This is a genomic window from Streptomyces deserti, from assembly GCF_054782695.1.
Map to the genome: position 1 here is coordinate 55,391 of NZ_BAAGRZ010000032.1, position 26,324 is coordinate 81,714.

The 26,324-nt window shown below is 67.4% G+C and carries 21 protein-coding genes and 3 pseudogenes; 9 read left to right on the plus strand and 15 right to left on the minus strand.

What is annotated here, in order from left to right:
* Positions 1–23 precede the first annotated feature (23 nt).
* Entirely contained in the window at positions 24–1,334 is a 1,311-nt protein-coding gene (locus ACYVMZ_RS33455) for an ABC transporter substrate-binding protein (protein ID WP_461086454.1), read from the minus strand.
* 497 nt (positions 1,335–1,831) lie between these two features.
* On the opposite strand from ACYVMZ_RS33455, the gene ACYVMZ_RS33460 reads away from it, so the two are divergent.
* The 6 genes from ACYVMZ_RS33460 (at position 1,832) to ACYVMZ_RS33485 (ending at position 11,375) form a co-directional block, all read left to right on the plus strand.
* Positions 1,832–2,869: a LacI family DNA-binding transcriptional regulator gene (locus tag ACYVMZ_RS33460; protein ID WP_461086456.1), complete on the plus strand. Its 1,038-nt coding sequence runs from the start codon at positions 1,832–1,834 to the stop codon at positions 2,867–2,869.
* 224 nt (positions 2,870–3,093) lie between these two features.
* Complete coding sequence (locus tag ACYVMZ_RS33465; protein ID WP_461086458.1) at positions 3,094–5,151, plus strand: RICIN domain-containing protein; 2,058 nt, start codon at positions 3,094–3,096, stop codon at positions 5,149–5,151.
* A 421-nt stretch (positions 5,152–5,572) separates the two neighbouring features.
* Positions 5,573–7,627: an RICIN domain-containing protein gene (locus ACYVMZ_RS33470; RefSeq protein ID WP_461086460.1), complete on the plus strand. Its 2,055-nt coding sequence runs from the start codon at positions 5,573–5,575 to the stop codon at positions 7,625–7,627.
* Positions 7,628–7,890: 263 nt separating this feature from the next.
* Entirely contained in the window at positions 7,891–9,840 is a 1,950-nt protein-coding gene (locus tag ACYVMZ_RS33475; protein ID WP_461086463.1) for a glycoside hydrolase family 2 protein, read from the plus strand.
* Between the two features lie 275 nt (positions 9,841–10,115).
* Positions 10,116–10,592, plus strand: a complete 477-nt coding sequence (locus ACYVMZ_RS33480) for a hypothetical protein (RefSeq protein ID WP_461086465.1) — start codon at positions 10,116–10,118, stop codon at positions 10,590–10,592.
* A 213-nt stretch (positions 10,593–10,805) separates the two neighbouring features.
* Positions 10,806–11,375, plus strand: coding sequence for a hypothetical protein (locus ACYVMZ_RS33485; protein WP_461086467.1), 570 nt, complete (start codon positions 10,806–10,808; stop codon positions 11,373–11,375).
* A 243-nt stretch (positions 11,376–11,618) separates the two neighbouring features.
* Here ACYVMZ_RS33485 and ACYVMZ_RS33490 read toward each other — a convergent pair whose 3' ends face one another.
* The 4 genes from ACYVMZ_RS33490 to ACYVMZ_RS33505 all read right to left on the minus strand — a co-directional run bounded on the left by ACYVMZ_RS33490 (position 11,619) and on the right by ACYVMZ_RS33505 (position 13,148).
* Positions 11,619–12,125 carry a TetR family transcriptional regulator gene (locus tag ACYVMZ_RS33490; RefSeq protein WP_461086469.1) on the minus strand — a complete coding sequence of 169 codons (507 nt, stop codon included), beginning with the start codon at positions 12,123–12,125 and terminating at the stop codon, positions 11,619–11,621.
* 109 nt (positions 12,126–12,234) lie between these two features.
* Complete coding sequence (locus ACYVMZ_RS33495) at positions 12,235–12,567, minus strand: non-heme iron oxygenase ferredoxin subunit (RefSeq protein ID WP_461086471.1); 333 nt, start codon at positions 12,565–12,567, stop codon at positions 12,235–12,237.
* A 163-nt stretch (positions 12,568–12,730) separates the two neighbouring features.
* Complete coding sequence (locus ACYVMZ_RS33500) at positions 12,731–13,045, minus strand: epoxide hydrolase N-terminal domain-containing protein (RefSeq protein WP_461086473.1); 315 nt, start codon at positions 13,043–13,045, stop codon at positions 12,731–12,733.
* Positions 12,957–13,148 (minus strand): epoxide hydrolase N-terminal domain-containing protein, encoded by a 192-nt coding sequence (locus tag ACYVMZ_RS33505; RefSeq protein ID WP_461086475.1) that lies wholly within the window; start codon positions 13,146–13,148, stop codon positions 12,957–12,959. The genes ACYVMZ_RS33500 and ACYVMZ_RS33505 overlap by 89 nt, the downstream gene beginning before the upstream one ends.
* A 310-nt stretch (positions 13,149–13,458) precedes the next feature.
* Here ACYVMZ_RS33505 and ACYVMZ_RS33510 point away from each other — a divergent pair.
* Both ACYVMZ_RS33510 and ACYVMZ_RS33515 read left to right on the plus strand, forming a co-directional pair.
* Positions 13,459–14,501 (plus strand): annotated as a pseudogene (locus ACYVMZ_RS33510) (helix-turn-helix transcriptional regulator).
* Between the two features lie 119 nt (positions 14,502–14,620).
* Positions 14,621–14,962, plus strand: a complete 342-nt coding sequence (locus ACYVMZ_RS33515; protein ID WP_461086500.1) for an ABC transporter permease subunit — start codon at positions 14,621–14,623, stop codon at positions 14,960–14,962.
* A 381-nt stretch (positions 14,963–15,343) separates the two neighbouring features.
* On the opposite strand, the gene ACYVMZ_RS33520 is transcribed toward ACYVMZ_RS33515, so the two are convergent.
* From ACYVMZ_RS33520 to ACYVMZ_RS33550, 7 genes and pseudogenes are all read right to left on the minus strand, one after another.
* A complete protein-coding gene (locus ACYVMZ_RS33520) occupies positions 15,344–16,429 on the minus strand; it encodes an aldo/keto reductase (protein ID WP_461086477.1) in 1,086 nt (361 codons plus the stop codon).
* Between the two features lie 214 nt (positions 16,430–16,643).
* Positions 16,644–17,642 (minus strand): hypothetical protein, encoded by a 999-nt coding sequence (locus ACYVMZ_RS33525; RefSeq protein WP_461086479.1) that lies wholly within the window; start codon positions 17,640–17,642, stop codon positions 16,644–16,646.
* Between the two features lie 149 nt (positions 17,643–17,791).
* Positions 17,792–18,652: an aldo/keto reductase gene (locus ACYVMZ_RS33530; protein WP_461086481.1), complete on the minus strand. Its 861-nt coding sequence runs from the start codon at positions 18,650–18,652 to the stop codon at positions 17,792–17,794.
* A 145-nt stretch (positions 18,653–18,797) separates the two neighbouring features.
* Complete coding sequence (locus ACYVMZ_RS33535) at positions 18,798–20,051, minus strand: MFS transporter (RefSeq protein WP_461086483.1); 1,254 nt, start codon at positions 20,049–20,051, stop codon at positions 18,798–18,800.
* Positions 20,052–20,399: 348 nt separating this feature from the next.
* Positions 20,400–21,278, minus strand: a complete 879-nt coding sequence (locus tag ACYVMZ_RS33540; RefSeq protein ID WP_461086486.1) for a helix-turn-helix transcriptional regulator — start codon at positions 21,276–21,278, stop codon at positions 20,400–20,402.
* A gap of 27 nt (positions 21,279–21,305) precedes the next feature.
* On the minus strand, positions 21,306–21,875 hold the full coding sequence (locus ACYVMZ_RS33545; protein ID WP_461086502.1) for an ATP-dependent DNA ligase: 570 nt from the start codon (positions 21,873–21,875) through the stop codon (positions 21,306–21,308).
* Positions 21,876–22,082: 207 nt separating this feature from the next.
* A pseudogene (locus tag ACYVMZ_RS33550) lies at positions 22,083–22,721 on the minus strand (IS701 family transposase); the annotation flags it as partial.
* A 744-nt stretch (positions 22,722–23,465) separates the two neighbouring features.
* Here ACYVMZ_RS33550 and ACYVMZ_RS33555 point away from each other — a divergent pair.
* Positions 23,466–24,125 (plus strand): hypothetical protein, encoded by a 660-nt coding sequence (locus tag ACYVMZ_RS33555; RefSeq protein ID WP_461086488.1) that lies wholly within the window; start codon positions 23,466–23,468, stop codon positions 24,123–24,125.
* 174 nt (positions 24,126–24,299) lie between these two features.
* Here ACYVMZ_RS33555 and ACYVMZ_RS33560 read toward each other — a convergent pair whose 3' ends face one another.
* The 3 genes and pseudogenes from ACYVMZ_RS33560 to ACYVMZ_RS33570 form a co-directional block, all read right to left on the minus strand.
* The gene (locus tag ACYVMZ_RS33560; RefSeq protein ID WP_461086490.1) at positions 24,300–25,385 is read right to left on the minus strand and encodes an IS630 family transposase; all 1,086 of its coding nucleotides are present in this window, start codon (positions 25,383–25,385) and stop codon (positions 24,300–24,302) included.
* A 129-nt stretch (positions 25,386–25,514) separates the two neighbouring features.
* Positions 25,515–25,736 (minus strand): annotated as a pseudogene (locus ACYVMZ_RS33565) (integrase core domain-containing protein); the annotation flags it as partial.
* A 17-nt stretch (positions 25,737–25,753) separates the two neighbouring features.
* Positions 25,754–26,119, minus strand: coding sequence for a transposase (locus ACYVMZ_RS33570; RefSeq protein WP_461086492.1), 366 nt, complete (start codon positions 26,117–26,119; stop codon positions 25,754–25,756).
* Positions 26,120–26,324 lie beyond the last annotated feature (205 nt).

The following is a 26,324-nucleotide window of genomic DNA, read 5'->3' on the forward strand; positions in this document are numbered from 1 at the left end:
CCGCTTCAGGAGGAGGGTCGGTCTCAGCCGGACGCGAAGATCGTCTTCTTCTGGCGCTCGACCGACGACAGGATGCCGTCGATGCCCTTGGGGTCGCGGATGAACTTCTGCAGCGCGGGCTGCATCACCGTGGAGGTGAAGTCAGGCCGGCTGTCACGGTCCATGAACTGGGTGAGATGCTTCGCCTGCGCAATCATCTCGTAGCCCTTCTTCTGAAGGACGCTGTAGCCGGAGGTGTCGGCCTTCGTGGAGGCGGCGACAAGGCTCGGGTCGGCCTTCAGGTAGATCTCCTCGGCCTGCGGCGTGCCCAGGAACTCGAGCAGCTTGACCGATCCGGAGTGGTTCTTGGGCTTCCTGCTGAGCATGATGCCGTCGGTCGGGGCCTCCACGGTGTCCTGCCCGAACTGCGGGTCGATCTCAGGGAAGGCGAAGAAGTCGAGGTCGTCCAGGTCTGCCTTGTTGGTGAACTGCTGGGCCACGAACATGCCGAGCATATACATGCCGGCCTTCTTCGCCACCAGCGTCTGGGCGGCGTCCTGCCAGGTACGGCCGACCGCGCCCTCCTGGTGGTAGGGCAGGACCTCGGCCCAGGTATCGAAGACCTTGCGGACCTTGGCGTCGGTCCAGGAGGCCTTGCCCGCCATCAGCTCGACGTGGAAGTCGTAGCCGTTGAGACGGAAGTTGATCTGGTCGAAATTGCCCATCGCCGGCCAGGCGTCCTTGTCGCCGAACGCGATCGGGACCAGCCCGTCCTTCTTCATCTGCTTGCACAGGGCGACGAACTCGTCCCACTTGGTGGGGACCTCGTAGCCGTGCTGCTGGAAGACGCTCTTGCGGTAGAAGATCGCCCATGGGGACGTGGTCAGCGGCACCAAGTAGTACTTGCCGTCCTGACCCTTGCTCAGGTCGTGCATGGCACTGGGGAAGTTGCCCCCGATCGTCTTCCACACGTCGTCGATCGGGGAGGCCAGACCCTTGGCCGCGAAGAACTTCATCCGGTACCCGGCGAACCACTGGAACACGTCGTCCGGCGTGCCCTGGAGGTAGGAGTTGATCTGCTCCTGGAACGTGTTGTGGTCCTTGGTGTTGATGTCGACCGCGATCCCGGACTGCTTCGTGAAGGCCGCGTAGACGTCGACGTAAGCCTTCTTCGGGACGGCGTCGGACGCGTTGGAGCCGACGGTGACGGTCTTGGTGTCCGCCGAGGAGGAACTACCGGTGCAGGCACTCAGCAGGGGAATACCGGCACCCAGTGCCACGGCTCCGCCGAGTCCGCAGAGCACGGTGCGGCGGCTGGTTGCAGGCATGGACTGACCGAGGAATGAATGGTGCATTTCGGCTCCTGACAGGGCTGGCGGTACCCAGAAATGGCACGTCAACAGGAAGGGAGTATGGCGGAGAGAGGGTCGCCGAGCGACCATAAACAAACACGATCAAACAATCTCGATCGGCGGACGCCAGGAAGCGTGAACGCTCCGTGGGCTCACTGTCAAGACTTCGCGCTCAGCGAGACGTGACGGCCGGAACCGGCGAGAGGTCGCACCGTCGGCAACCGGGCCAGGCTGACGGGGCCGCGCGTCACGCCGCTTTGCGCCGGGCAATTGCGGCCTGACCAGCATTGATACATCGCCGCTACGGATTCTTGGGCCCGCTGGACGACCTCCTCCGCGCAGCCTCCGGCCTCGGCGACCACCCACAGCGGAGGGCAGGCAACGTAACCCAAACTCTTGACGAGCGGCCGGTGGGTGCGTAGACATTGACCGCGCGATCAGACCGCGTGGTCATGTCACTGACCTAGCTCGCTGTAGGCACACGGTCGTTGGGAGACTCCATGACAGCAGGGGTGGAGCGCGTTGCGGGCTCCTCCGCGCCGCGCAGTGCGGACGTGGCCACGCTGGCCGGCGTCTCGCGCAAGACGGTCTCTCGAGTCCTCAACAACGAGCCGTACGTCTCCGACGAGGCCCGCCGACGTGTCCTCGCGGCCGCCGAGGAACTCGGCTACCGGCTGAACCACGCAGCCAGGGCGCTGGCCTCCGGACGCACCCGTTCCATTGGCGTGGTCGCTCTGGGGACCGCCGGGTACGGAACCGCCTCCCTGCTCGTGGGCATTGAGCAGGCCGTACGGGACGCCGGTTACGCGCTTCGCGTGGTCAACACACCGGACGGCGCCCCGGAAAGCATCGCCGGCGCCGTGGAGTCACTCCTCGAACAGGGAGTGGACGGGGTCGTCGTCTCGGAACCCATTGTCGAAGGAGAAGTCCCGCTCGGTGTCGACGTGCCGGTCCTCTTCCTGGGAGCACCACCCGCCTTCACCGCCGCCCGGACACTGACCGTCGGCGTGGGCGCCCATCAGCTGGCGCGCGCGGCCACCGAACACCTGCTGGACCTGGGACATTCGACCGTCCATCACCTCGCCGGACCGCGGCGGTGGTACGCCACCAAGGACCGCATCGAGGGATGGCAGGCGGCGCTGGCGGCACGAGGCGCGCACGAACCGCCCGTGCTGAACGGTGACTGGTCTGCGGCCTCCGGGTACGCCGCCGGTCGTGAGCTGGCCTCGGACAGATCGGTGACCGCGCTGTTCGTGGCGGGTGACGAGATGGCCATCGGCCTGATCCATGCCCTGCGGGAAGCCGGGCGCCGGGTACCGGAGGACGTCAGCGTCGTCGGTTTCGACGGCAACCCGGTCTTCGCCTACGTGTCTCCTCCTCTGACCACGGTCCGTCAGCCCTTCGAGGCCGCTTCACGGGAAGGAATCCGGCTTCTCCTCCACGCCATCGAGAAGCCGGATTCCGAACTGCCGCCCGCGAGTGACCCACCCGTCGAACTCGTCATCCGCGGCTCGACCGCGCCTCCCCCTTCACTCTGACCCACCCCCATGCCACTGCTCCGGCGAAGGCCAACCCGCCGGGGTGCCCCCACCTCCGCCATTACGCGCTTGTCCCGCCGCGCCCCCTGCGCTCGCGTGCCGCGCCCGGCAGCATCGCCCGGCCCTTGCCCGGGCGGACGCGCCCAACGAACTCCGCCGCGCCACTCCGGACCCCTACCGCGGCGGCGAACACCCCCCTTTCCGTCCCCGCTTGGGAGCCGCACATGTCCCCCGCACAGCCAGGCGCCAGAACCGGTGCCGCTCCACACCGCCGTCCTACCACTCTCCCGTTCCTGCTCCTCGCCCTGATCGTCGCTGCGGCGACGCTGGTCCTGCCCGCCGCGGGCAGGGCAGACGCCATCTCCCGCCCCGCCCAGACCCTGTACACCCCGCCGCCGGACGCGCCCGCCCCCGGCTCGCTCTATGCGCGGGGGCTGCGGCTGCAGCACAACGGCTCGGCCAACGGCACCCTCCTCGCCACCTTCGAGCAGTACACCAACGGCACCCCGGTCTTCCCCATCTACCGCAGCACCGACAACGGCACCTCCTGGACGAAGATCTCCGAGGTCGCCGACACCCAGAACGGCTGGGGCATGCGCTGGCAGCCCGAGCTGTTCGAACTCCCCAAGGCCATGGGCGGCTTCCCCGCCGGCACCATCCTGGCCGCAGGTGACTCCGTCCCCGCCGACCGTGGCGGCAGCAAGATCGACCTGTACGCCAGCACCGACCGCGGGCAGAGCTGGAGCTTCGTCACCAACATCGCCACCGGCGGCCGCGCGATCTCCAGCAACGGCTACACCCCCGTGTGGGAGCCGTTCTTCCTGGTCTCCGGCGACAAGCTCATCGTCTACTACTCCGACCAGCGAGACACCGACCACGGCCAGAAGATCGTCCACCAGGTCTCCACGGACGTCCGCAACTGGGGCCCGGTCGTCGACGACGTCGCCATGCCCACCTACAGCCACCGCCCGGGCATGCCGACCGTCGCGAAGCTGCCGAACGGCAACCACGTGATGACGTACGAGTACTGCGGTGCGCCCGAGGGCGGCTGCACCGTGTACTACAAGGTCGCCTCCGGCCCCGAGTCGTTCGGTTCCGTCCCCGGCCGGGTACTGCGGTCGACCGACGGCGTTTCCCCCAACGGGTCGCCCTACATCACCTGGCTGCCCACCGGGGGCCCGAACGGCACCCTCGTCGCGGGCGGCGACACCGCGGACGACCTGTTCGTCAACACCGCCAACGGCGCCCCCGACGCCTGGCACCGTGTCCGCTCCGGCCTCACCCGCGGCTACAGCCGTGGTCTGCTTCCCCTGGCCGACGGGCACAGCCTGATGGTGCTGAACGGCGGCCGCGTGGGAGTGAGCACTCTGAACCCCGTCAGGATCAGCGTCATCGACCTGGGCGGCGGAATCTCGGACGGCGCCACGTACACCGTCTCCAACGCGAACAGCGACCTGAAGCTCACCATCGCGGGCGGCTCCACCACCAACGGCACCTACGCCACCCAGCAGAACACCACCAACGCCACCGACCAGCAGTGGCGCTTCGAGCGCCGGCCCTCCGGCTACTTCAAGATCCGCAACCTCGCTACCAACAAGGTCCTCGGCATCGAGAACCAGTCCACCGCCGACGGCGCCAGGGCCCTGCAATGGGACGACAACGGCACCCTCGACCATGAATGGGCCGTCGCCCCCCACCCCGCCGACGGCTACACCATCACCAACCGCGTCACCGGCAAGCTGCTCGAAATACCGGGCGCCTCCACCACCGCCGGCATCACCGCCGCCCAGTGGAGCAGCACCGACTGCGCCTGCCAGCGCTGGAACCTCACCCAGACCGCCCTGCCGCCCCTCGGCACCGGCCAGTACGTCCTCGTGAACAAGAACAGCGGCAAGTACCTCGACATCCCCGGCGCCTCCACCGCCACGGACACCGCGGCCAACCAGTGGCGCAACTCCGCCTGCACCTGCCAGCTGTTCACCTTCCAGTCCGCCGGCAACGGGGCCTGGACCATCAAGAACGTCGGCAGCAGCCTCAACCTGGACATCCGCAACTCCGCCGGCACGGCAGGCGCGGCCGTCGTCCAGAACACCGCTTCCAGCGCCGACTCCCAGAAGTGGACCCTCACCGACGCGGGCGACGGCTACTACCGACTCCGGAACGTGAACAGCACCCTCGTCGCCGGCATCGCCCAGTCCTCCACCGCCGACGGCGCAGCCATCGTCCAGTGGAACAGCCTCAACGTCGACGACCAGCTCTGGAAGATCGTCCGCATCAACTGACCCCCACAGACACCTCATCCCACCAACGCCACACCATGTACGCCGCGGGTCGTGCGCTGGCCTCGGACAGCTCACGACCCGCGGACGCTACGTCTCTCCTCCCTGACCACCGTCCGCCCGAACCACCACCGGCGAGTGACCCACCCGTCCAACTCGTCGTCCGCGGCTCGACCGCGCTTCCGCCTCCATCGGGCGGGCGGAATCGCGCACAAACCTGACGCACCCCCCGACGCCAGGGGCATCCAGATGTGCCGTCCCTGTGCTTGTCGCGCCGCTTCCTCCATCGCTCGCGTGCCGCGCCCGGCACCATCACCCGGTCGATCGCCGGGCGCCACGCCCAACGAACTCCGCCGCTTCCCGGCTCTGCCCAGGGGCGACGGGCACCGAAACAACCCTTCCCTTTCTCTCTTGGGAGCCGCACATGTCCCCCGCACAGCCAGGTGCAAGACCCGGCACCGCTTCACGTTCCCGTCCCACCAGATTCCTGTTCCTGCTGCTCGCCCTGATCGCCTCGGTGGCGACGCTGGTCCTGCCTGCCGCGGGCAAGGCAGAGGCCATCTCCCGCCCCTCGCAAACGATGTACACGCCGCCGCCGGACGCGCCCGCCCCCGGCTCGCTCTATGCGCGGGGGCTGCGCCTGCAGCACAACGGCTCGGCCAACGGCACCCTCCTCGCCACCTTCGAGCAGTACACCAACGGCACCCCGGTCTTCCCGATCTACCGCAGCACCGACAACGGGACCTCCTGGACGAAGATCTCCGAGGTCGCCGACACCCAGAACGGCTGGGGCATGCGCTGGCAGCCCGAGCTGTTCGAACTCCCCAAGGCCATGGGCGGCTTCCCCGCCGGCACCATCCTGGCCGCAGGTGACTCCGTCCCCGCCGACCGTGGCGGCAGCAAGATCGACCTGTACGCCAGCACCGACCGCGGGCAGAGCTGGAGCTTCGTCACCAACATCGCCACCGGCGGCCGCGCGATCTCCAGCAACGGCTACACCCCCGTGTGGGAGCCGTTCTTCCTGGTCTCCGGCGACAAGCTCATCGTCTACTACTCCGACCAGCGAGACACCGACCACGGCCAGAAGATCGTCCACCAGGTCTCCACGGACGTCCGCAACTGGGGCCCGGTCGTCGACGACGTCGCCATGCCCACCTACAGCCACCGCCCGGGCATGCCGACCGTCGCGAAGCTGCCGAACGGCAAGTACGTCATGACGTACGAGTACGGCGGGGCGCCCGAGAAGAACTTCGCCACCTACTACAAGATCTCTTCCGACCCGGAGGCCTTCGATTCCGTCCCTGGTCAGGTACTGAGGTCGACCGACGGCTACGTCCCCTGCTGCACCCCGTACATCGTCTGGCTGCCGACCGGCGGCCCCAACGGGACTCTGGCGGTCGGCGCGGAAAGCACCGCCGACCTGTTCCTCAACACCCAGAACGGTGACCCGAACGCCTGGACCCGCATCCAGTCCAACGCCTCCCGCGGCTACAGCCGCGGCCTGCTCCCCCTGGCCGACGGACACAGCCTGATGGTGCTCAGCGGGGGCCGCAACAGCACAGCCATCAATCCCGTCACCTACAGCACGATCGACCTGGGTGGCGGGGTCTCCGACGGCGCCACCTACACCGTCTCCAACGCGGGCAGCGACCTGAAGCTCACCATCACGGGCGGCTCCACCACCAACGGCACCACCGCGACCCAGCAGAACACGACCAACGCCACCGACCAGCAGTGGCGCTTCGCGCGGCAGTCCTCCGGGTACTTCAAGATCTTTAATGTCGCCAGCGGCAAGGTCCTCGGCATCGAGAACCAGTCCACCGCCAACGGCGCCAGGATCCTCCAGTGGGACGACAACGGCACCCTCGACCACGAATGGGCCGTCGCCCCCCACCCCGCCGACGGCTACACCATCACCAACCGCGTCACCGGCAAGCTGCTCGAAATACCCGGCGCCTCCACCACGGCCGGCACCACCGCCGTCCAGTGGAGCAACACCGACTGCGCCTGCCAGCGCTGGAACCTCACCCAGACCGCCCTGCCGCCGCTGGGCACCGGCCAGTACGTCCTGGTGAACAAGAACAGCGGCAAGTACCTCGACATCCCCGGCGCCTCCACAGCCACCGGCACCGCGGCCAACCAGTGGCGCAACTCCGCATGCACCTGCCAGCTGTTCACCTTCCAGTCCGCCGGCAACGGAGCCTGGACCATCAAGAACGCCAACAGCAACCTCAACCTCGACATCAGCAACTCCTCCACCACCGCGGGAGCGGCCATCGTCCAGAACACCCCCTCCAGCGCCGACTCCCAGAAGTGGACCCTCACCGACGCCGGCGACGGCTACTACCGACTCCGGAACGTGAACAGCACCCTCGTCGCCGGCATCGCCCAGTCCTCCACCGCCGACGGCGCACCCGTCGTCCAGTGGAACAGCCTCAACGTCGACGACCAGCTCTGGAAGATCGTCCGCATCAACTGATCCAACGAAAGGCAGGGTGACCGGCATCCCGCCGGCCGGGCTCGACGACCAAGCCCACGAGCCCGGCCATCCCTGTTCCGTACCGCGTTCACTGCCCGCAGCCGTGTCGCAACGACTCACCGTCCGCACCCTCATGTACGAGAGCCACACCTCGTGCGACTACGGCGCCGCTATCTGTGGTGTGCCGTCGGCCCGCCGCGGTCGTCGGTGTCAACCCGCCAAGAACAGCCTTCTACTCCACGTCTACGGAAGTGAGTTCTGAGATGACAGGTTTCCCTACTCGCCGACAGGTGCTGACAGCGACGGCTGTAGGAGTGCCGGCCTCGTTAGCGGGAATTCCGCTTGCCGGTGCCGCGTCCGCTGCTTTGACGTACACGGCGCCGAATCCACGTGTCTGGATACACATCAACGATGGGTGGCGATTCATCAGACAAGACGTCACAGGTGCGCAAGCGCCCGGATTCGATGACTCCGGATGGACGCCGGTCAACACGCCCCACACCTGGAACGCCGTCGACGGTGCCGACGGCGGCAACAACTACTACCGCGGGGTGGGCTGGTACCGCCGCCACTACACCGTGCCGTCCACCATGGCCGGCAAGAGGCTGTACCTGCAGTTCGCCGGGGTCAACCAGGTCGCCGACGTCTGGGTCAACGGCACCTATCTCGGGCAGCACAAAGGCGGATACGCCCGGTTCAGGTTCGACGTCACCGGTGTGCTCGTCCCGGGCGGGGACAACGTGATCGCGGTGAAGGTGACCAACGCCCGCGACACCGGCATCGCGCCGGTGAGCGCCGACTACACCTTCGAGGGCGGCCTCTACCGCAATGTGAGCCTGTGGGCCATCGACAACCTTCACGTGCGGATGACGGACTACGCGGGTCCCGGCGTCTACCTGCGGCAGAGCAATGTGACCACGGCGTCGGCCACGGTGACCGTGACCACGAAGCTGTGGAACGACAACAGCACCGCCAGGTCGGTGGTGGTCCGCACCGTCATCGCCGACGGCAGCGGGAACGTCGTCGCGGACACCAGCACCGCTGCGCGCTCCCTTGCCGCGGCCACCGGCGCGGACATCAGTCAGACCGTCTCTGTCAACAGCCCACGCCTGTGGAACGGCCCGGCAGATCCATACCTGTACAACGCCAGCGTCGAGATCCACGACGTCACCGCGGGGGCGGACAGGATCGCGGATGTGGTGACCGAACGCCTGGGCCTGCGCTCCCTCGCCGTCGATGCCTACACCGGCTTCCACCTCAACGGCAGCCACCTCCACCTGCACGGCGTCAACCTCCACCAGGAGCGGGCCGGCAAGGGCTGGGCGGTAAACGACGCCGATCACACACAGGACTTCGACCTCATCCAGGAGCTCGGCGCCAACACCATCCGGGTGGCGCATTACCAGCACGACCAGAAGGACTACAACCTCGCTGACGAACGCGGGCTGATCGTCTGGGCGGAGATCCCGCTGGTCAACTCCGTCACCGACTCGACCGCCTTCACCGCCAGCACCCAGAACCAACTGCGCGAGCTGATCCGGCAGAACTACAACCACCCGTCGATCGCCTTCTGGGGCATCGGCAACGAGCTCACCGACTACAACGGCACCGCCACGAACACACTGCTCGCGTCACTGGCCCGCATCATCGAAACCGAGGACCCGGACCGGCTCTCCACCTACGCGGTGCGCAGCGAGGACCCCGACAGCGCGCAGGCAGGGCTGCACACGCAGGTCACGGGCTTCAACAAGTACCTCGGCTGGTACTACGGCTCCAAGGACGGTGAGCTCGGTGCATGGGCCGACAACCTGCACGCGAACTCCCCGTCCCGCAGGATCGCCATCTCGGAGTACGGCGCCGGCGCCAACACCACCCAGCACGCCCTTAACCCGCCCAGGCCCGAACCGCGTGGCTCCTGGCACCCCGAGGAGTACCAGTCGCTGTTCCACGAAGCGTACTGGAAGCAACTCGCCACCCGTCCGTACATCTGGGGCACGTTCGTCTGGGCCATGTTCGACTTCGCCTCCGACGGCCGCAACGAAGGAGGCCGGCCCGGAATCAACGACAAGGGCCTGGTCACCCGCGACCGGAAGATCCGCAAGGACGCCTTCTACTGGTACAAGGCCAACCATCAACGGCTCCACATACACCGACAGCGTCAACTGGACTCTCAGCTGAGCACCTCAACCTCGGTAGCACCTGCCGTTCAATAACCGTTCCGCGCCCTGATCATCCGGACCCTGGCACGGCCGTAGCGTTACCGCGCGGGTTGGCCGCGACGTCGCCGCCCTCGGCGCGGTCGCCCGAAGCGACATGGGGCCGCCCCGTCAACCGCTCACGCCACCGCTCACCTTGGAGCAGGTGGGACTGCCCACCAGCGGGCGGCGCCAGTTTCCCGCAATCGTCGTGGGTCTTAATACATTCTTCCGAGGCGGGTTGAGACAAGAGACCGATTCCCGCCGGTCTGGACGACCATAGTGTGAGTCGTATGAGCGATACAGCGCCCAAGACTTCTCACGAGCGCGCGCTGGACGTTGTCCGGGGCTACACGGACCGCAACGCCGTCGCGGTCGAAGAGGCGCTGTCCGGTCTGGACGCAGGCAGCTGGATAGAGGTGTACGCCATCCTGAGTGGGCTGTTGCGCTCCACCATCAGCATCATGGAGTTGAGCGGCAAGCGGTGGCAGGTGGGCGAACTGGTTCGGCATACCGACGAGGTCGCTGCCGTAGCCCCGCCCCACCACGAGATCGCCATTGCCGAGGCAACGCGGGCATGGGCCCGCGGGGACGAGTCGGCGATGCGCGCGTTGTCGGGCCAGGACCTCCCGGGGGCCGTGCACATGACGGCCGTGGGTGTCGCCGTTCTGGGCCTGGCGCTGTGGGGCAGGCTCGGGTTCCTCGCTGTTCTCGAGGAGTTCCACGAGACCGCCACCGCGCTCGTGAACGATCGATTTTCCGGTGGCTGACCGGTCGAACCGAGGCATCCGGACATCAGACTCTCGTCGGCTTCGTCGTCGATGCCACCTGCCTGCGAAGCCGGCGAGAACCCGTTGTCTCCTGCCGTGGGGCAGTTCCCTTCACAGAAGCGGAGTGTTTCGCTTGTCCAGAGCCGCACTGAGCCGGTTCGTCCCCGGTGAGTTCCTCAGGGACTCACCGACTCCGGACGGTCAGGCCACGCCATGAACTTCCGGACTCCGCTGTCCGCGCTGTTCCCGGGAACCTCAGGCCGGCTCCTCACCGCCCTCGTCGATCATCACACCGCCGACGCCGCCAGACCGCTGACGCTCGACGAGCTGTCCAAAGCCGCCGCAGTGACCCCCAGCCAGTTGGAAGCGGCGCTCTTTCGCCTCGGTCTGCCCGGCCTCATCGCCCCCAGGCGCAAAGGAGAAGCCGTACGTCTTATGACAGGCCACATCGCCTGGGGCGCTCTGCATCAGCTCACCGACCTGCGGGACCGCGTCATCGACACGGTCCGCGAACAGGCGCAAGCCCACCTCCACCCAGTACCGGACTACCTCGCGCTGAACGGCGCCGTAATCGACGGAACTGCCTCACATCCTGCGGACGTCCTGGAGCTGATCGTCGTTGCTCCGGCAACTGCCCCGGCCGACTGGCACCATGGCGTCGCCGCCCTCGTCACCCGCTTGTCCCGTGATCTGGGTAACGTCGTCGTCCTCCGCAGTGCCCATGACACCCAAGAAGCGGAGTTGATGGGCGGGAGGAGCGCCGTGCGCGTCTTCCCGCCGTGATGATGGCCGTAGTGAGAGGTGATCAGGTGCAGGCAAGCTGGATGCACACCGAAGACGGTCCATGCCACCACCGACGCCGTCGGCACAGGAGGCCCGTCCCGGTCCCGCTGCCTCCTCGCGGCCATGAGACGCCAACGGTCGGACTCATGACTGCTTTGCCGAACTCCTTGCCGCCTGAGCCCTGAGAGTGAGCGGACTCGACCTGTCATCCGGTCACGGGCGCCGTCTCAGCCGATGCCTCGGTCATGGCGCGGAGCTCCGGCATTCCCGTCCGTCCGCTCCAGCCACCCCCCGCACCAGGTCCACCCAGGTGGCCTGCAGACGAGCGGTGGCGACCTGGCCCTCATTGCGCAGGTAATCCATAGTCTCGAAGTTCGTCCAAGCGAGCATGGCGTGGGCGAGCATGTCGTGATCGCCCTCAACTCCCGCTTCCCGCAAGAGGGACGCGACGTGGTCATGGAAGGCCCGGCCGACGTTCGAACCATGGCGCCGTTCAAGGGGAACCTGGCGTGCCAGAGCGGCACCCAGGTCCGCCTCGTCGGCGATGCGCGCGATCAAGGCACAACCGAACGCCGCCAGCCGCTCACTCGCCGGTGCTCCCGGCCCCAACGGCGGCGCCCCGGAGGTGTATGCCTCATGGAATTCGGCCTCGGCGTCATCCAACAGAGCCAACAGGAGCCCGGTGCGGTCGCCGAACCGGCGAAAGAGCGTGCCCTTGCCCACACCGGCCGCCTGCGCGACCTCGTGCATCGTCGCTCCGCTCCCCGTTCGGCAACCAGCTCCGCGGCCGCCTCCAGCAACCGGGCACGGTTGCGGGCGGCATCGGCCCGCTCCCCGGGGACATCGTCCGACGCCTGCCTCACCGTTCACCCCGCGGCGCCACGAGCGCGTACACGCATCCGTCCTCGATCCGCACCGGATACACAGGCACGGGACGTGTCGCCGGCGGGTCGAGGGGCTGTCCGGTACGCAGGTCGAACCGGGAGCCATGCAGCCAGCACTCGACCGTGCACCCGTCCACCTCCCCCTCGGACAGCGAGACGGCACTGTGCGAGCACACATCGTGGATCGCGAACACCTGCTTCTCGGCCAGGACGAGGGAAACGGGGACACCCTCCACCTCGAACCGTCGGGGCACGCCCTCCTCCAACACATCGAACTCGCAAAGATGCATGTAGCCGCTGCTGGACATCGCTCTCCTCGGGTGATCCACGACACCTGGGCCGGGTATCCGCTCCCCGGGGGCGCGTCGGGCAAGCCGCGCCCGCCATGAGCGTCACGCGTGTGATCGTGGCTGATCGCCAACGCTAGCGACGGAGCTCGCGACCGGAACCCGACCCCAGCCCGAACCGAACTCAGCACATGGACCTAGGTGTCGAGGGACGCTTCCTCCCAGCGGGTCCGCAGACGGCCAGGTCCGTAGAGCCAGGCCATGGCCGACTCTGCGACCCACCGGATGCGGCCCGAGCCCGGGTCGTGTGACTGTCCGCGACGTCCGGCTTCGCGGAGCGGACGTGCAGGAAGTGTACGTTCTGCCCGTCGATCTCCGTGGTGTACTGCGGGAAGGAGTTGAGCCGCCGCTCATGGACCCGCCAGTCGTGGGAGTGGCGCCAGTATTCGACCAGTTCCTTGGCGTAGTCGAGGGGGGACGCCGTAGCTCCAGCCGACACCGGGCAGCTCGTCCGGCCAGCGGGTGGTGAGGTCGAGCCGGGCGTAAAGACCGTCCAGCTGGGACTGCGGGATTTCGATGCGGAAGGGCCCGATGTCGTTCACGTGGGCGACTCTAGAAGCGGCTTAGGACAACTGAGGTCCTATGTTCCCAAGCGCTTGGCAGGCATCCGAAAAGGGGTGGCCTCCCCCAGGATCAAGAACCCGATGGCCTTCCGGTCGGCCGGGCGGATCACCGGGTCCCGCCCAGGCCGGTGACCTCGACGACCTCCTCCGGGGAGGGCTTGACGTAGAGGCGGACGTTCTCCGCCTTCCTACGCCGGGACGTCGCCATGAGCATCGACAGCAAGGCGCTCTCCTCCCCGAGGGGCAGGTAGGACAGAATCGCTCCTGAGCATGTGGGAGTCTGGCGGACATGCTGGAGACTTCCGCGCGGCTGCTCAAACTGTTGTCGCTGCTCCAGAACCAGCGTGACTGGTCCGGCGCCCGGCTGGCCGAACAACTGGGTGTGACAACCCGCACGGTCCGCAGGGATGTCGAGCGCCTGCGTGACCTGGGCTACCCGGTCGAGGCCATCCAGGGCGTGGCGGGCTACCGGCTCGGGGCCGGCGCGTCCCTGCCTCCGCTGCTGCTCGATGACGACGAGGCGGTCGCCGTGGTCGTCGGCCTGCGCACGGCGGCGGGCGGCTCGGTCGAGGGGATCGAGGAGACCTCTCTGCGTGCGCTGGCCAAGCTCGAGCAGGTACTGCAGTCCCGCCTGCGGCACCGCGTCAACACCCTGCACCAGGCGACCGTACGGGTCGGCGCGGCAGGCCCCGCGGTTAGCCCGGACACGCTGATGGCGATCGCAGAGGCATGCCGCCGCCACGAACGCCTGCGCTTCGACTACTCCAGCCCCCGCACCGGCCGTTCGGTCCGCAACGTCGAGCCGTACAGCTTGGTCAGCTTCGTCCGCCGCTGGTACCTCGTCGCGTGGGACACCGATCGCGGCGACTGGCGTACGTTCAGAGTGGACCGCCTGGGGCCCCGCACGCCCACCGGCCCCCGGTTCACGCCCAGGCAACCGCCCCACGGCGACATCGCCGCCTACGTCTCGCACCAGTTGTCCTCGCAAGCATGGCCCTACCAGGCCACCGTCACCCTGCACAAACCTGCCGACGCCGTCGCCGACCGGATCGCGCCGGGCACGGGCGTCATCGAGGCCGTCGACGATCGCACCTGCCTCCTGCACATCGGCGCCGACATCCCTCCACCCTGGTCTCGATGATCACCTCGGTCGATGCCGACTTCACCCTTGTCAAGGGCCCACCCGAGCTCAAAGACGCCCTCCGTGCCCACGCCACCCGCTGCCTCCGCGCACTTCAACCGCCCGCGGCCGGCGACCAAGCCCTCCAGGACGAGATCACCCATCTCAAACGCCTCATCCACCAGATGGAACATGGCAGCTCGTCCCCGTAGCGGGTGCCACGAATGAGCGGTGAAAAGGGCACCAAGGTCGACTGTCGTCGGCGTTAGCCGATCGGCGGTGAACCCATGAGGTCGAGCCGCGCAACGACGGGTCCTCACCCGCCGAGATCATTCGCGTCGGCATCCTCTCATTGCTGCGAGGTCAGAGCGAAGCGGCTGCGGCCATCGGGCTCAGCCGCCCGGCCGCGATGCGGATCGTCATCCTGCCGCAGGCGGTCCGGCCCACGCTTCCCGCTCTGATCAGCCAGCTCGTCGTCCTGCTGAAGGAGACCTTGCTCGGGTTCATCGTGGGCTACACCGAACTGCTGCGCAACGGCCGGATCGCGGTGGAATACCTGGGCGGCGAATACGCCATACCCATCTACACCGAAATCGCCCTGGTCTACCTGGCGGTCAACTTGTCCCTGCCCTGGGCCGCACGCCTCCTCGACCGGCGACTTGCGGCGTCGTAGGACGAATGGAAGCACCTGGTCCTGTTCAAGCAGGCCCCAGTCTGAAACACCGGTTATGGACAGGCTTTAGCGCTGTCGGTTGTCCGCTGTGGTGTCCGTAAGCACGGCGTCGTGATGTGTGGGCAGCCGAGGCGCCTCTCAGACGTGAGCGGTCTTCCAGAACCCCTGTCGGTAACGGGCTGGGGACCGGGGACTCGGCCAGGGGCTGCAGTAGTCAGGTTGTGAGCAGGTGAGCGGCTGCGCTGGGTTCAGTTGTGGGACGACTCGGGCGTCCCAGGGGCCAGTCCTTTCTGATCAGTCAGGCGAGCGAGTACGACGTGGCTCTAAGCCGGTACTTGGGGCTTACGCCAAGCAGCGCTTACGCGGACCTGTCCTGTGCGGCTATGCGTGACCGAGAGGTGCGTCGCTTCCGCCGTCGATGAGGTTCGCCTGGGGCTTGCTGCCGTGGAAGTCGCGGGAGCGCTGTGCCGTGCCGAAGCCGCCGTAGGGGTAGCCGCCGTGTTGGGGTGCGCTGACGGTGTTGAGAGCCTCGGTGGTTTCGGCGTCGAGGTGGAGTTCGGCCGCGCCGAGATTCTCGGTGAGGTGGGCGAGGGTGCGGGCGCCGACGATGGGAGCGGCGACGGCGGGCTGGTCGGCCGCCCAGGCCAGGGCGACCTGGCTGGGCGTGTTGCCGGTCTTGCGGGCAATGCGGACGACCGTGTCGATGGTGTGCCAGTTGCGGTCGGAGGCGGCGTACTCGGCGGAGACCCACTGGTAGAGCTCGTCGTCGGAGCCGGCGCGGGTGTCAGGGGCGGGGGTGGTGCCGCGCTGGTACTTGCCGGTTAGGAAGCCGCCGGCGAGGGGGGACCAGGGCAGCAGGGAGACGTTGTTGTGCAATGCGGCGGGGATGACCTCGTACTCGCTTTCCCGGGAGAGCAGGCTGTACTGCTGCTGGAGGGTCACGGGAGCGTGAGTGCCAATCTGCTGCGCGGTGGAGAGGGTGAGCTGGAGCTGCCACCCGGTGAAGTTGGACAGTCCCACGTAGTTGATCTTCCCCGAGTGGACGGCGTCGTCGAGGAAGGACAGCGTCTCCTCGATCGGCGTCAGGGGGTCCCAGGCGTGGATCTGGTACAGGTCGACGTGGTCGCGTCCGAGGCGGCGCAGGGAGGCGTCCAGGGAGCGGCGCAGCTGCCGGCGGGTGGAGCCGAGACCGTTGACGTCGGTGCCGGTGCCGTAGCGGCCCTTGGTGGCCAGCACGACGCGGTCGGTGACGTCCGTAGGGCGGCTGGCGAACCAGCGGCCGATGATCTCTTCGCTGCTTCCGCCGCCGTAGACGTTGGAGGTGTCGACCAGGTTGCCGCCGGCGTCCACGAACGCGTCCAAGAGCACGAACGCCTCGTCTTCAGAGGTCTGGACGCCGAAGTACATCGTGCCGAACGCGATGCGGGAGACGGCGATTCCGGTGTTTCCGAGCTTGCGGTACTCCATGGTGCTCCTTGGCGTTGTGCGGCTCGCGCCGCGGTGGGGGTGGCGGGAGAGTTGCGGTGGGCTCGGGACGACCTGGACGGTTCGTGGCATCAGTCGAAGACAGTCTTCGACTTCTGCGGCTGTGGGCGGTTTACTGCCCTGGAGCCAGCCGGATGCCTCTGCGTCCACGTCGACGTGAGCCCGCTCGGCCGGGCGCAGGACTGTACGGGCCCGCTCAGTGGTGATGAGGGGGCGCGTGGAGTGGGTCGAGGTTGATGGTTGCGCGCTGCAGTTTCGCGTCGTGGGGTGCGTTGAATCCGGCGTTGGCGATGTAGAGCTGGTTGCCGCGTACGGCGGTGGTGGTGGGTGAGGCGAGGCCGTCGCCGACCGTCAGAGCGGTCTGGGTGGTCCTGTTCGGATGCACGACGCTGACCCGGTCGGTCGGGTCGTTCTGCGCGGCGAAGACGGTGTCGGAGCGGTTGTTGAGGAAAGAGAAGTCGTCGACATCAGGCAGGTTGTCAGCGACAGTGTGGATGGGGCCGGGCGTTCCGTGGGCGGTGACCGGGACCCTCAGCAGCGTGCCCTTATTGAAGTTGCTCACCCATACGGCGCCCTTGTGGAAGCGGATGCCGTTGACGCCCAGCTTCAGGGACGCCATGGGATCGGGTGCGAGCGCCGGGCCGGTCAGCCAGACCCTCGCCGGCCCGCCGGAGACCGGCATGGCCCACACCCTGCCGTTCAGGCTGTCGGCGGCATACAGGGTGCGGTTGGACGGATCGATGGCCAGGCCGTTGGGCAGACCGTCGGCGGGCAGGGCGGCCAGACGCTGGGGGCGGCCGTGCGGGGGCAGTTTCCAGGTACCGCTGCGGGAGGCATCGTCGGAGGCCACGTTGTAGTAGACGGTGCCGTCGCTGCCGCGGGTGTTGCCGGTGATCTGATCGCCCAGGTGCCCGCCGACGAGGGTGGTGCGGTGCCCGGACGAGGTGATCCGTATCAGCTTCGGCGGCTTGTGCGCGGGCGCGCCCAGCAGGGACACGGTCAGCGAGCCGTCCGGGTTGACGGTGATGTTCTCGGGAGAGTCGCCGGAGGCGAAGTCGAACGCGGCCGCGGTCTTCACGTTGGTTATGACGGGCTGCGTGCGGTCTTCTCCGGTGGCGGCGGGCGCGGACGGGGCCAAGACGAGAACGGCCGCCAGAGCGGGGATTGCTGCGACGCGGGCGAAGCGAATGCGCATGAGGGTGCTTCCTGTGCAAGCGGCTGGAGGACGACAGAGCGGTGCCCCATGTCTCCGGGCCGGGCGCTTCCCTGGCCGACCACCTGGTGGCCAGGGAAGCGACTGCGGATGTGTGCGATACCGCTGCGATCATCGACCGCGGCGCGGCGTCAGGTGTCGAACCGCATCCCGCCCAGCCACGTGACCTTTTCGGGGTCGTGGTGGTCGAAGATGTGGCTGCGGCCCGTGTCCAGGCTGGCGATGCGTGCCATCTCGTCGGCGGTGAGCTGGAAGTCGAAGACGTCGAGGTTCTCTGCCATGCGTTCGGGTCGCACCGACTTCGGGATCACGACAACCTCGCGCTGGACGAGCCAGCGAAGCGCGACCTGGGCGACGGACTTGTCGTGGACGCGGGCGATCTCGACGAGCACGGAGCTGTCGAAGAAGCCCTGACCGCCTTCGGCGAGGGGTCCCCAGGACTCGTGCTGGACGCCGTGCTGACGCATCAGCTTCTGGTCGTCGGTGCGCTGGAAGAAGACGTGCGTCTCGATCTGGTTGACCGCTGGGACGACTTCGTTGTGGGTGACGAGGTCGGCGAGCCGGTCGGGGTAGAAATTGCTGACCCCGATCGCCCGGGCGCGGCCGTCCCGATTGAATTCCTCCATGGCCCGCCACGATCCGTAGTAGTCACCGAAGGGCTGATGGATCAGATAGAGGTCGAGGTAGTCAAGACCGAGACGGTCCAGCGAGCGGTCGAAGGCGCGCTTGGCGCTCTCCTCGCCGTAGTCCTGGACCCACAGCTTTGTGGTGACGAACAGTTCTTCGCGCGGGATACCACTGGCGGCGATGGCCCGGCCCACGGCCCGCTCGTTCTCGTACGCGGCGGCAGTATCGAACAGGCGGTAGCCGGCTTCCAGCGCGGCCTCCACCACCCGCTGAGTCTGGTCTTCGGGGATCTGGAAGACGCCGAAACCGAGGATCGGCATCTGCACGCCGTTGTTGAGGGAAACCTGGGGAACCTTGGTGGTCATGTCTGAGACCTTCCTTCTCTCGCTGTAAGGGCCGTCGGCGCCATCTGATCAGCGGCGCTTGATGCCGTCCGGGGCGGCAGGTACGGGTCTGTCGGCTCGAGATGTCGGCGGCCGCATGCCTGGGCGCGCCCTGCCTGTGCGGTGTTCAGCTCCGCACTGATTCCGCCTTACGGCGGGAGGCGGCCAGCAGGCCCAGAGGCAGCAGGGCCGCCAGGGCGAAGGCGAAGCCTGCCAGCGACGGGCCCTTCAGGCCCAGGCTGGAGGTCAGGGCGACGCCGCCGAGCCACGAACCCGCAGCGATCCCGACCTGGAACGCGGACGTGGCCAGGGCCATGGGCAGGGACCGGCCGGCTCCGGCAATACGGACGACCTCGCCGACCACGACGGGGTTGTTGGCGAAGCCGGCTGTGCCGAGCAGCACGACCAGGACCACGGCCGCGACGCTGTTGGTCGCCCACAGGGTGATGGCGCCCAAAAGCACGGTCGTAAGGGCGGTGGCCGGGAGGAGCGTGCCGTAGGGCCGCCGGTCACCAAGGCGTCCGCCGACGGTAGTACCGGCCAGGGCGCCGACACCGAAGCCCAGCAGCGCCAGCGGCACCGCCGCGGCCGCGAGGTGGGCCCGGTCGGTCAGCAGCGGGGCGACGTAGCTGTAGGCGGCCATGATGCTGGCCTGAATGAGCGCGATGGCCAGGTAGACCAGCCACAGGCGCGGATGCTTGAGCGCGGCCGTCTCGGCGCGCAGGGAGCTGTCGGCACGCGAGGTGTCGGCGGGCAGCTGGCGGGCCACTACAGCGGCGGCGGCCACGGCCAGAGCGGTCAGCATCCAGAAGGGGGCCTGCCAGCCGCCCAGCTGGCCGGCTGCCGTACCCAGCGGGACACCGATGATGTTGGCCAGAGTGATGCCGCCGACCATCACACCCATCGCGCGGGTGCTGGCGGCCGGTCCTGCGGCGGCGGTCGCCACCACCGCGCCCACGGCCCAGAAGGTGCCGTTGCCCAACGCGGCAGCGAACCGGCCCACCAGCGCGAGCCCCAGGCTGGAGCTGAGCGCACCGACGACGTGACCCGCGGCGAAGACCAGCAGCGCGGCGATCAGAGCCGACCGGCGCGGCAGGCGCTGGGTCGCTATGGACATCACCGGCGCGCCGATCATCATGCCGACGGCGAAGGCGGTGATCAGCGTCCCGGCGCTGGAGACGCTGACATCCAGGGTGCCGGAGATCTCCGGCAGCAGGCCGGAAACGACGAACTCGCTGGTGCCCATGATGAAGGCGATGGCACCCAGCAGCCACACCACCGGCGGCAACTTGACCGTCCCGGCAGGCACCGCCGTGCCACCGTCACCTGCGAGCGGTGCGGCGGACGAGGCGTCCGGCTTCGTGGGTGAGGGGGAACTCACTGACGATCCTTTCAAGAGAGCTGGCGCGGGCCCCGGTCATCCGAAGGCGTGCCAGCAAAGCGGCATGCGCGCCGAGTGTGTGCGGGCGGGGGCCTTCAGGCCCGTCGCAATCCACGAAACCAGCAGCTGAGCCCGGCAGGCAGTCACGCTTGTGAGGGGTAACAGCAGGGACCCCCTCGTGCCGAGAACGTAAGTATGTACACGGCGAATCGGGGTAAACAGCCCCGACACAGGACGGGGTGTTGATGGCCGGAGCCGACGGGACGCCGGGTGTAACGGGCATGAGGTGCACCCGGCCGACCGGCATGAAGGCGCGGTGGACCGGGGAGAAAGGAGGGCCGGCTGGGGTCAGCGCTCGGTGTCGGCCTGAGAAGCGGCCGCGTCCCAATTCTGACTCGCTGCCCAGCTTGCCAGGAGCTTCAGGGTGTCGGCAGCCGGGGTGCCGGGATCGGCGCTGTAGACGGTGATGGACAGCCCCTGCCCGCCGGGCAGGTCCAGACTCTCGTGAACCAGCTCCATCTCGCCCACCGCCGGGTGATGGAACCGCTTGGTGCCCTCGGTGAAGACGTGCACGTCGTGCGCGCCCCACAGGGTGCGGAAGGCGTCGCTGCGGGTGGACAGCTCACCGATCAGGTTCGACAACTCACGGTCATAAGGGTTCTTGGCGACCTCGACCCGCAGCACCCCGACTCCGTCGCGGGCCACGCGCTCCCAGTCCGGGTAGAGCCGGGTGCCGCGGGGGTCGAGGAAGACGAACCGGCAAGTGTTGGCCGGCTCCTGCTCGAACACCTCGCCGAGCAAAGCGCGGGCGAGCGGATTGGCCGCCAGGATGTCCATGCGGTTGTTGCGCACGTAGGCCGGCTGGTCGTGCAGGCCCTCGATGATGCGCAACACGCTGGGCCGCACGGTGACCTTCTTCGGACGGCGCCGGGCCCGGGCCGGCGATGTGCTCGCCGCACGGGCCAGGGCGTAAAGGTGGTCCCGCTCGGTGTCATCCAGCCGCAGGGCCTGAGCAAGGGCGTCCAGGACACTGTCGGAGACCCCGCTGAGATCACCGCGCTCCATACGCGTGTAGTACTCCACACTCACCCCGGCGAGCATCGCGACCTCGCCCCGGCGCAGCCCGGGCACCCGACGGTGCCCGTACACCGGCAGCCCCGCCTGCTCCGGGGTGATCCTGCCGCGGCGGGACTTAAGGAATGCACTGACTTCGGCCCGATTGTCCATGGATCCCAGCGTAGGAAGGCGAGGCGATCAGTGGGGGACCCTGCCAGTACCCCTCACAGCACAGACCCCCACCCACGCGTCGGCGTACTCGTGAAGCGAGGCGCCCGGAAGCGGGGCGCTGGATCCTTCCCTGAGGCAGGGAACTTGCTGATGCGACACTCTTCCGCGCTTGCCGGGCAGGTACGGCTGCTCGCTGCCCTTGATCACCACGCCTTCGATACCAACCGTTCCCCAGGCTGGGTCCAGCCAGTCCAGCGCCGTTGCCCGGTCGTTGGTGGCGGGGCACAGGGTGAACGGGGCGGCAAGCACCTGGCGGGCACAGACGTCTTCCAGGATGGCGCGCCGTTCTCGGTAGGGCCGGGCGAGGAGCTCGGTGCCGGCGATCTCCAGGGCATCGAAAACGATCAGGTAGGCGGGGCGTTCGGCTGCGGCCTGCACGGCGCTGTGTCCTCGGCGGCGGGCGCGGCGTTGCAGCTCGCCGAAGCACAGCCGCCCCTCGTGCGGCACGACGAGTTCACCGTCCAGCACGAGTGCCTCGCTCAGCCCAGCCGCCGCGTCGGCGATGTCGGGGAAGGCGCCGGTGAGGTTTGGGTGCAGAGCCGGTCGTCGCCCTCGCCGCCAGTGCTAGTACTCCAGCCGGACTTCTGTATTTGTCGTGGTCAACGGCCTGGAGGTGGGGAGTGTAGCGGGGGTTGGGCATGCGGGGGACGGCCTTGGGCCGACTGTCCCACCAACGTGTGCCCACGCCGCATGTAAGACAGCGTCGGGCACGTGCTTGGTGGCGGCGTCGCCATCGGGACCAGTTCACCGCGTGGTCGCGGTGTGCAGGATGGCGGCGGGGTTGAGCTGCCAGCAGACGACGGATTTCGGATGGTGTGAGGTCCGCGAGGTCGGGCGTGTCGGTCTCGACACCCCCTTTCCGCGTTCCTGCACAGCCATCACGGCGAGGAATGCGTGGGCGAGCATGGCGAGCGTGATGTGCCGGTACCAGCCCACGTAGCGGCGGACCTCGTACTGGTCCAGGCCGCATTCGTTCTTCGCGCTCTGGAAGCACTCCTCGATCTTCCAGCGGCATCCGGCGACTCGGACCAGGTCGGCGACGCTGGCGTCCAGCGGAGCGCAGGCGAGGTAGTAGGCAATCTCATCGGGCTTGCTGATGCTGCGGCGGGCCAGCATCCACCGCTGCCGGGTCGGCTCGTCGACGTCGGACTCGTCCACGGCGGGCAGACGGGCGGCGGCCCAGTCGTAGAGCCGTTGGCCTTTGGCTCCTGGCCCAGCCGACAGACGCTGCCATGCCTCCGGCGGGGCCTGGGCGATGAGATGGTCAATGCGCAGGCCTTTCACCTGCTGCGACTTGGGGACGGCAACAACGTAGGAGAGCTCGGTGTCTTCCAGGAAGCGCCGGAAGTGCGAGTCCTGTCCGTAGGCGGAATCCGCGGTCACCACCAGACCACCCGCGACGAACCCGACGAGGCCGACCTCCTGCCCCTCAGCAGCCACGAACTCCTGCGCCTGCTGCGAGCCTTGATTTTTCCGCCGCCCAGACGAGACCACGACCACCTGCTGTGGTGGTCCACCTGGTGCCGCCGCCACCAACACCGCGCCCGCCTCTGCCACCGCCGCTGGCACGCGCACGCCGACACCACACCATGATCAGAAAGCTCAGCAACGGCTATCTATAGCTGCCGTATCAGATCTGACGTCATGCCAGAATCCCTGCGCTGAAAGAAAGTTACCCTACCGTCGGGTATCAACGGCGGTGCTGTTCGCATTGCGCATTGAGTTCATTGCGTTCCCGAACAGAGGGGGTTGACTTCGCGCTTGCCTTCCAACATATTGATCACGCCATCGCAGGCAGAGCACCTTTTTCAAGCCCCTAGTCAGGCCCGACCAGCCTTGCTTGCTCACCCACCTGAAGGCGCCGCCGGGAAACTTGCCCTGTGTACAGAGCGGACGACCACCCACTCTCCGTTCCGTTCCCGAACAGTCTTTGAGAAACGACTGCCCGCGTATCCGCAGAACGCCTTCCGGCCTTCATTTCCTGCGCAGCCTTTCCAACCCGGAGAGCTATCCGCTCGCGTTGGAATCATTGAGGGCCGAACGGCGCCCCTTAACCCCCTGGAATCGTGCCGTCTCAGAGGCATGCTTCCTCGGTGCCTCTCTCGAAACTCACCGAAAGGACGATAAATGCGCAAGAGAAAACTGGGATCCCGCTTGGCGGGAGTGGTGGCCTTCCTCGCCTCCATGATGATGTTCGCGACGCCGGCGCACGCGGCGGACTGGACCTGCTGGGATCAGTCGTACACCGACGGTGCGCAGGTCGTTCCCTACAATACGGGGAAGTACAAGACCCGTGCAGTGACGCGGCAGCAGGCAAGGAACACCTGGGACGACTGGATCTGGCGAGGACCCATCAAGATTTGTCCCGCCGCCGGGAGAGAGTGCAAGTACAGCCACGAACGTACAGAGTCAACCACCTCCGGCTGGTCCATCGGCGGCGGCTTCGACCTCGGAAACGCCAGCTCTCCGAGCAAGAAGTGGTACAACGTGGTCGCAAGCCTGGTCGGTGGATACGGCAGGAGCACCACCGTCACGACCAACTTCAATTGGGAGGTCACCGTCGGGCCACGTGACAAGGTCCAACCGGTCCAGGTGGTCGTCCGCCGTTGGACTCAGGGTGACTGGGTCGGTGGATTTGTCAGAACGGGCGGATCGTGCTCGACCGGCCCCCGTGGGGGATACGGAACGCGCTATGAGTGGAACCCCAACGTCAGGTTCGGCAACTGGGCCGTGAACGTACGACAGTGGGAGTTCGGCTCGTATGCGATCAACGACCGGATCCTCTGACCAGCAGCTCCCGGTGAAACCGACGACAGAGTGACAGTGACCCACCGCGGCGCCGGGCAGAGTCGGCGCCGCGTGTCGGCGGTCTCTGACCTGGGTTCTGGAGCACTTTCCATGCCAGACCCACGGAGGGTCACCACGCCCGCCATCATGAACGGCCTCACGCCGCGAGGAGGACTAGTGATCTGGTTCGGAGATGCGTGAGCAGTAGCGGCAGATCCGGTCGAGGATCTGGTTGGCCGTCTTGGTCCATTTGAAGGGCCTGGCCTGGTCGTTCCAGACCTTGATCCAGTGTTCGAGTGCGGCCTTGAGGTCGTCGAGGGAGCAGAACACTCCGCGCTCCAGGCAGCGCCGCTCCAACTCGGCGAACCACCGCTCGACCTGATTGATCCACGACGAGTACGTGGGTGTGAAGTGCAGCTGGAAGCGGGGGTGCGCGAGTAGCCACTTGTGCACCACGGGCGCCTTGTGGGCGGAGAGGTTGTCGCAGATCACGTGGACTGCCAGGCCCTTGTCGGTCTGGCGGTCGATCTCGTCGAGAAAGTCGCGGAAGTCCACGGCCCGGTGCTGCGCGGACAGCTTCGTGATCACCTTGCCGGTCGCGGTGTTCAGGGCGGCGAACAGGTCGACGGTGCCGTGCCGGACGTAGTCGAAACTGCGCCGCTCGGGGGTGCCCGGAATCATGGGCAGCACCGGCGCGGTCCGCTCCAGGGCCTGGATCTGCGGCTTCTCATCCACCGCGAACACCACCGCGTTCGTCGGCGGGGCCAGGTAGAGGCCGACGACGTCTCGGATCTTGTCGATCAGGAACGGGTCCGGGGAGACCTTGAACGTCTCGGTCCGCCACGGCTGCAGGCCAAAGGCGTGCCAAATCCGCAGCACACTCGCCGGGGAGATCCCCACGACCTTGGCCAACTCACGCTTCGACCAGTGTGTTCCACCCTCGGGTGTCTCCTCCAGGGTGCGGACCACCACCTCTTCCACCTGGGCGTCGGTGATGGTCCGCGGCACCCCGGGCCGGGGCTCGTCGGCGAGTCCGTCCAGCCGGTCACGCAGGAACCTCGTACGCCACTTGGCGACAGTGCCCCGGTTCATTCCCAGCCGGGCTGCGACCGCCAGGTTCGGCCCGCCCTCCGCACACGCCAGCACGATCCTCGCCCGCAGGGCCAGCCCCTGCGCGGTCGTGCGGCGATTGACCCAGTTGTCTAACACCTGCCGCTCGGTCTCGCTCAGGACCAGCGGCTCCAGCCTGCTGTCACCCACAATCCACAGCAGAGTGAAGCCAACCGGCATCCGTCAGCCAAACCCATGAAGTGGTACGGAAAGCGACTCACGTGGTGCCGAGCGAACTCACAACCAGATCACTGAACCGTTCCGAGTTTGATCGAGACTCTAGGTTGTGGCTGTGACCTGGGGTTTCGTGGTTTCGCGGTAGTACTTGGTCTCGTATTCGGCGGGTGGGATGTGCCCTATTTCACCGTGGAGCCGACGGTGGCAGTACCAGTCGACCCATTCGGCGGTGGCGAGTTCGACCTGGGAAAGCGTCTTCCAGGGCCGATGGGGTTTGATCAACTCGGTCTTGAACAGGCCGATCGTGGACTCCATGAGGGCATTGACGCTCCTATAGTTCGTCAAGCCGTTGCGGCAGGTTCTGTTCGGGACTTGACCATTTGGTAGATCTCCCGGGCGAAATACCGCTTGAGGCAGCGGATGATCTCTTTCTTCGTCTTGCCCTCGCTCGTGCGCCGGGCCACGTAGTCGATGGTCGGCTGATGGAAGCGCATGCGGACGATGACGACGCGGTAGAGCGCGGAGTTCAGCTGCCGGTGGCCTCCGCGGTTGAGCCGGTGGCGGTCAGTCTTGCCGGACGAGGCCGGGACCGGGCAGACCCCGGCGAGTTTGGCGAACGCGGCCTGCGAGCGGATGCGTTCGGGGTTGTCTCCGACCACGACCAGGACTTCGGCGGCGGTGTCCGCGCCGATCCCGAAGGCGTCCACGAGTTCGGGGGCCTGCCGTGTGGTGAGCTCGCCCAGCAGCCGGTCGTGGTCCTTGATCTCCTCGTCTAGGTCCAGCCAGCGGCGGGCCAGCGAGCGCAGGGACCGTTTAGAGGGCGTTTGATCTAGGCGTATTGCCCTGTATGCCCTATTAGGTTCCTCGCCAGGTTGGCGTGGTCTCGTCCGTTATGCGCTTGGCGAGGTTGTC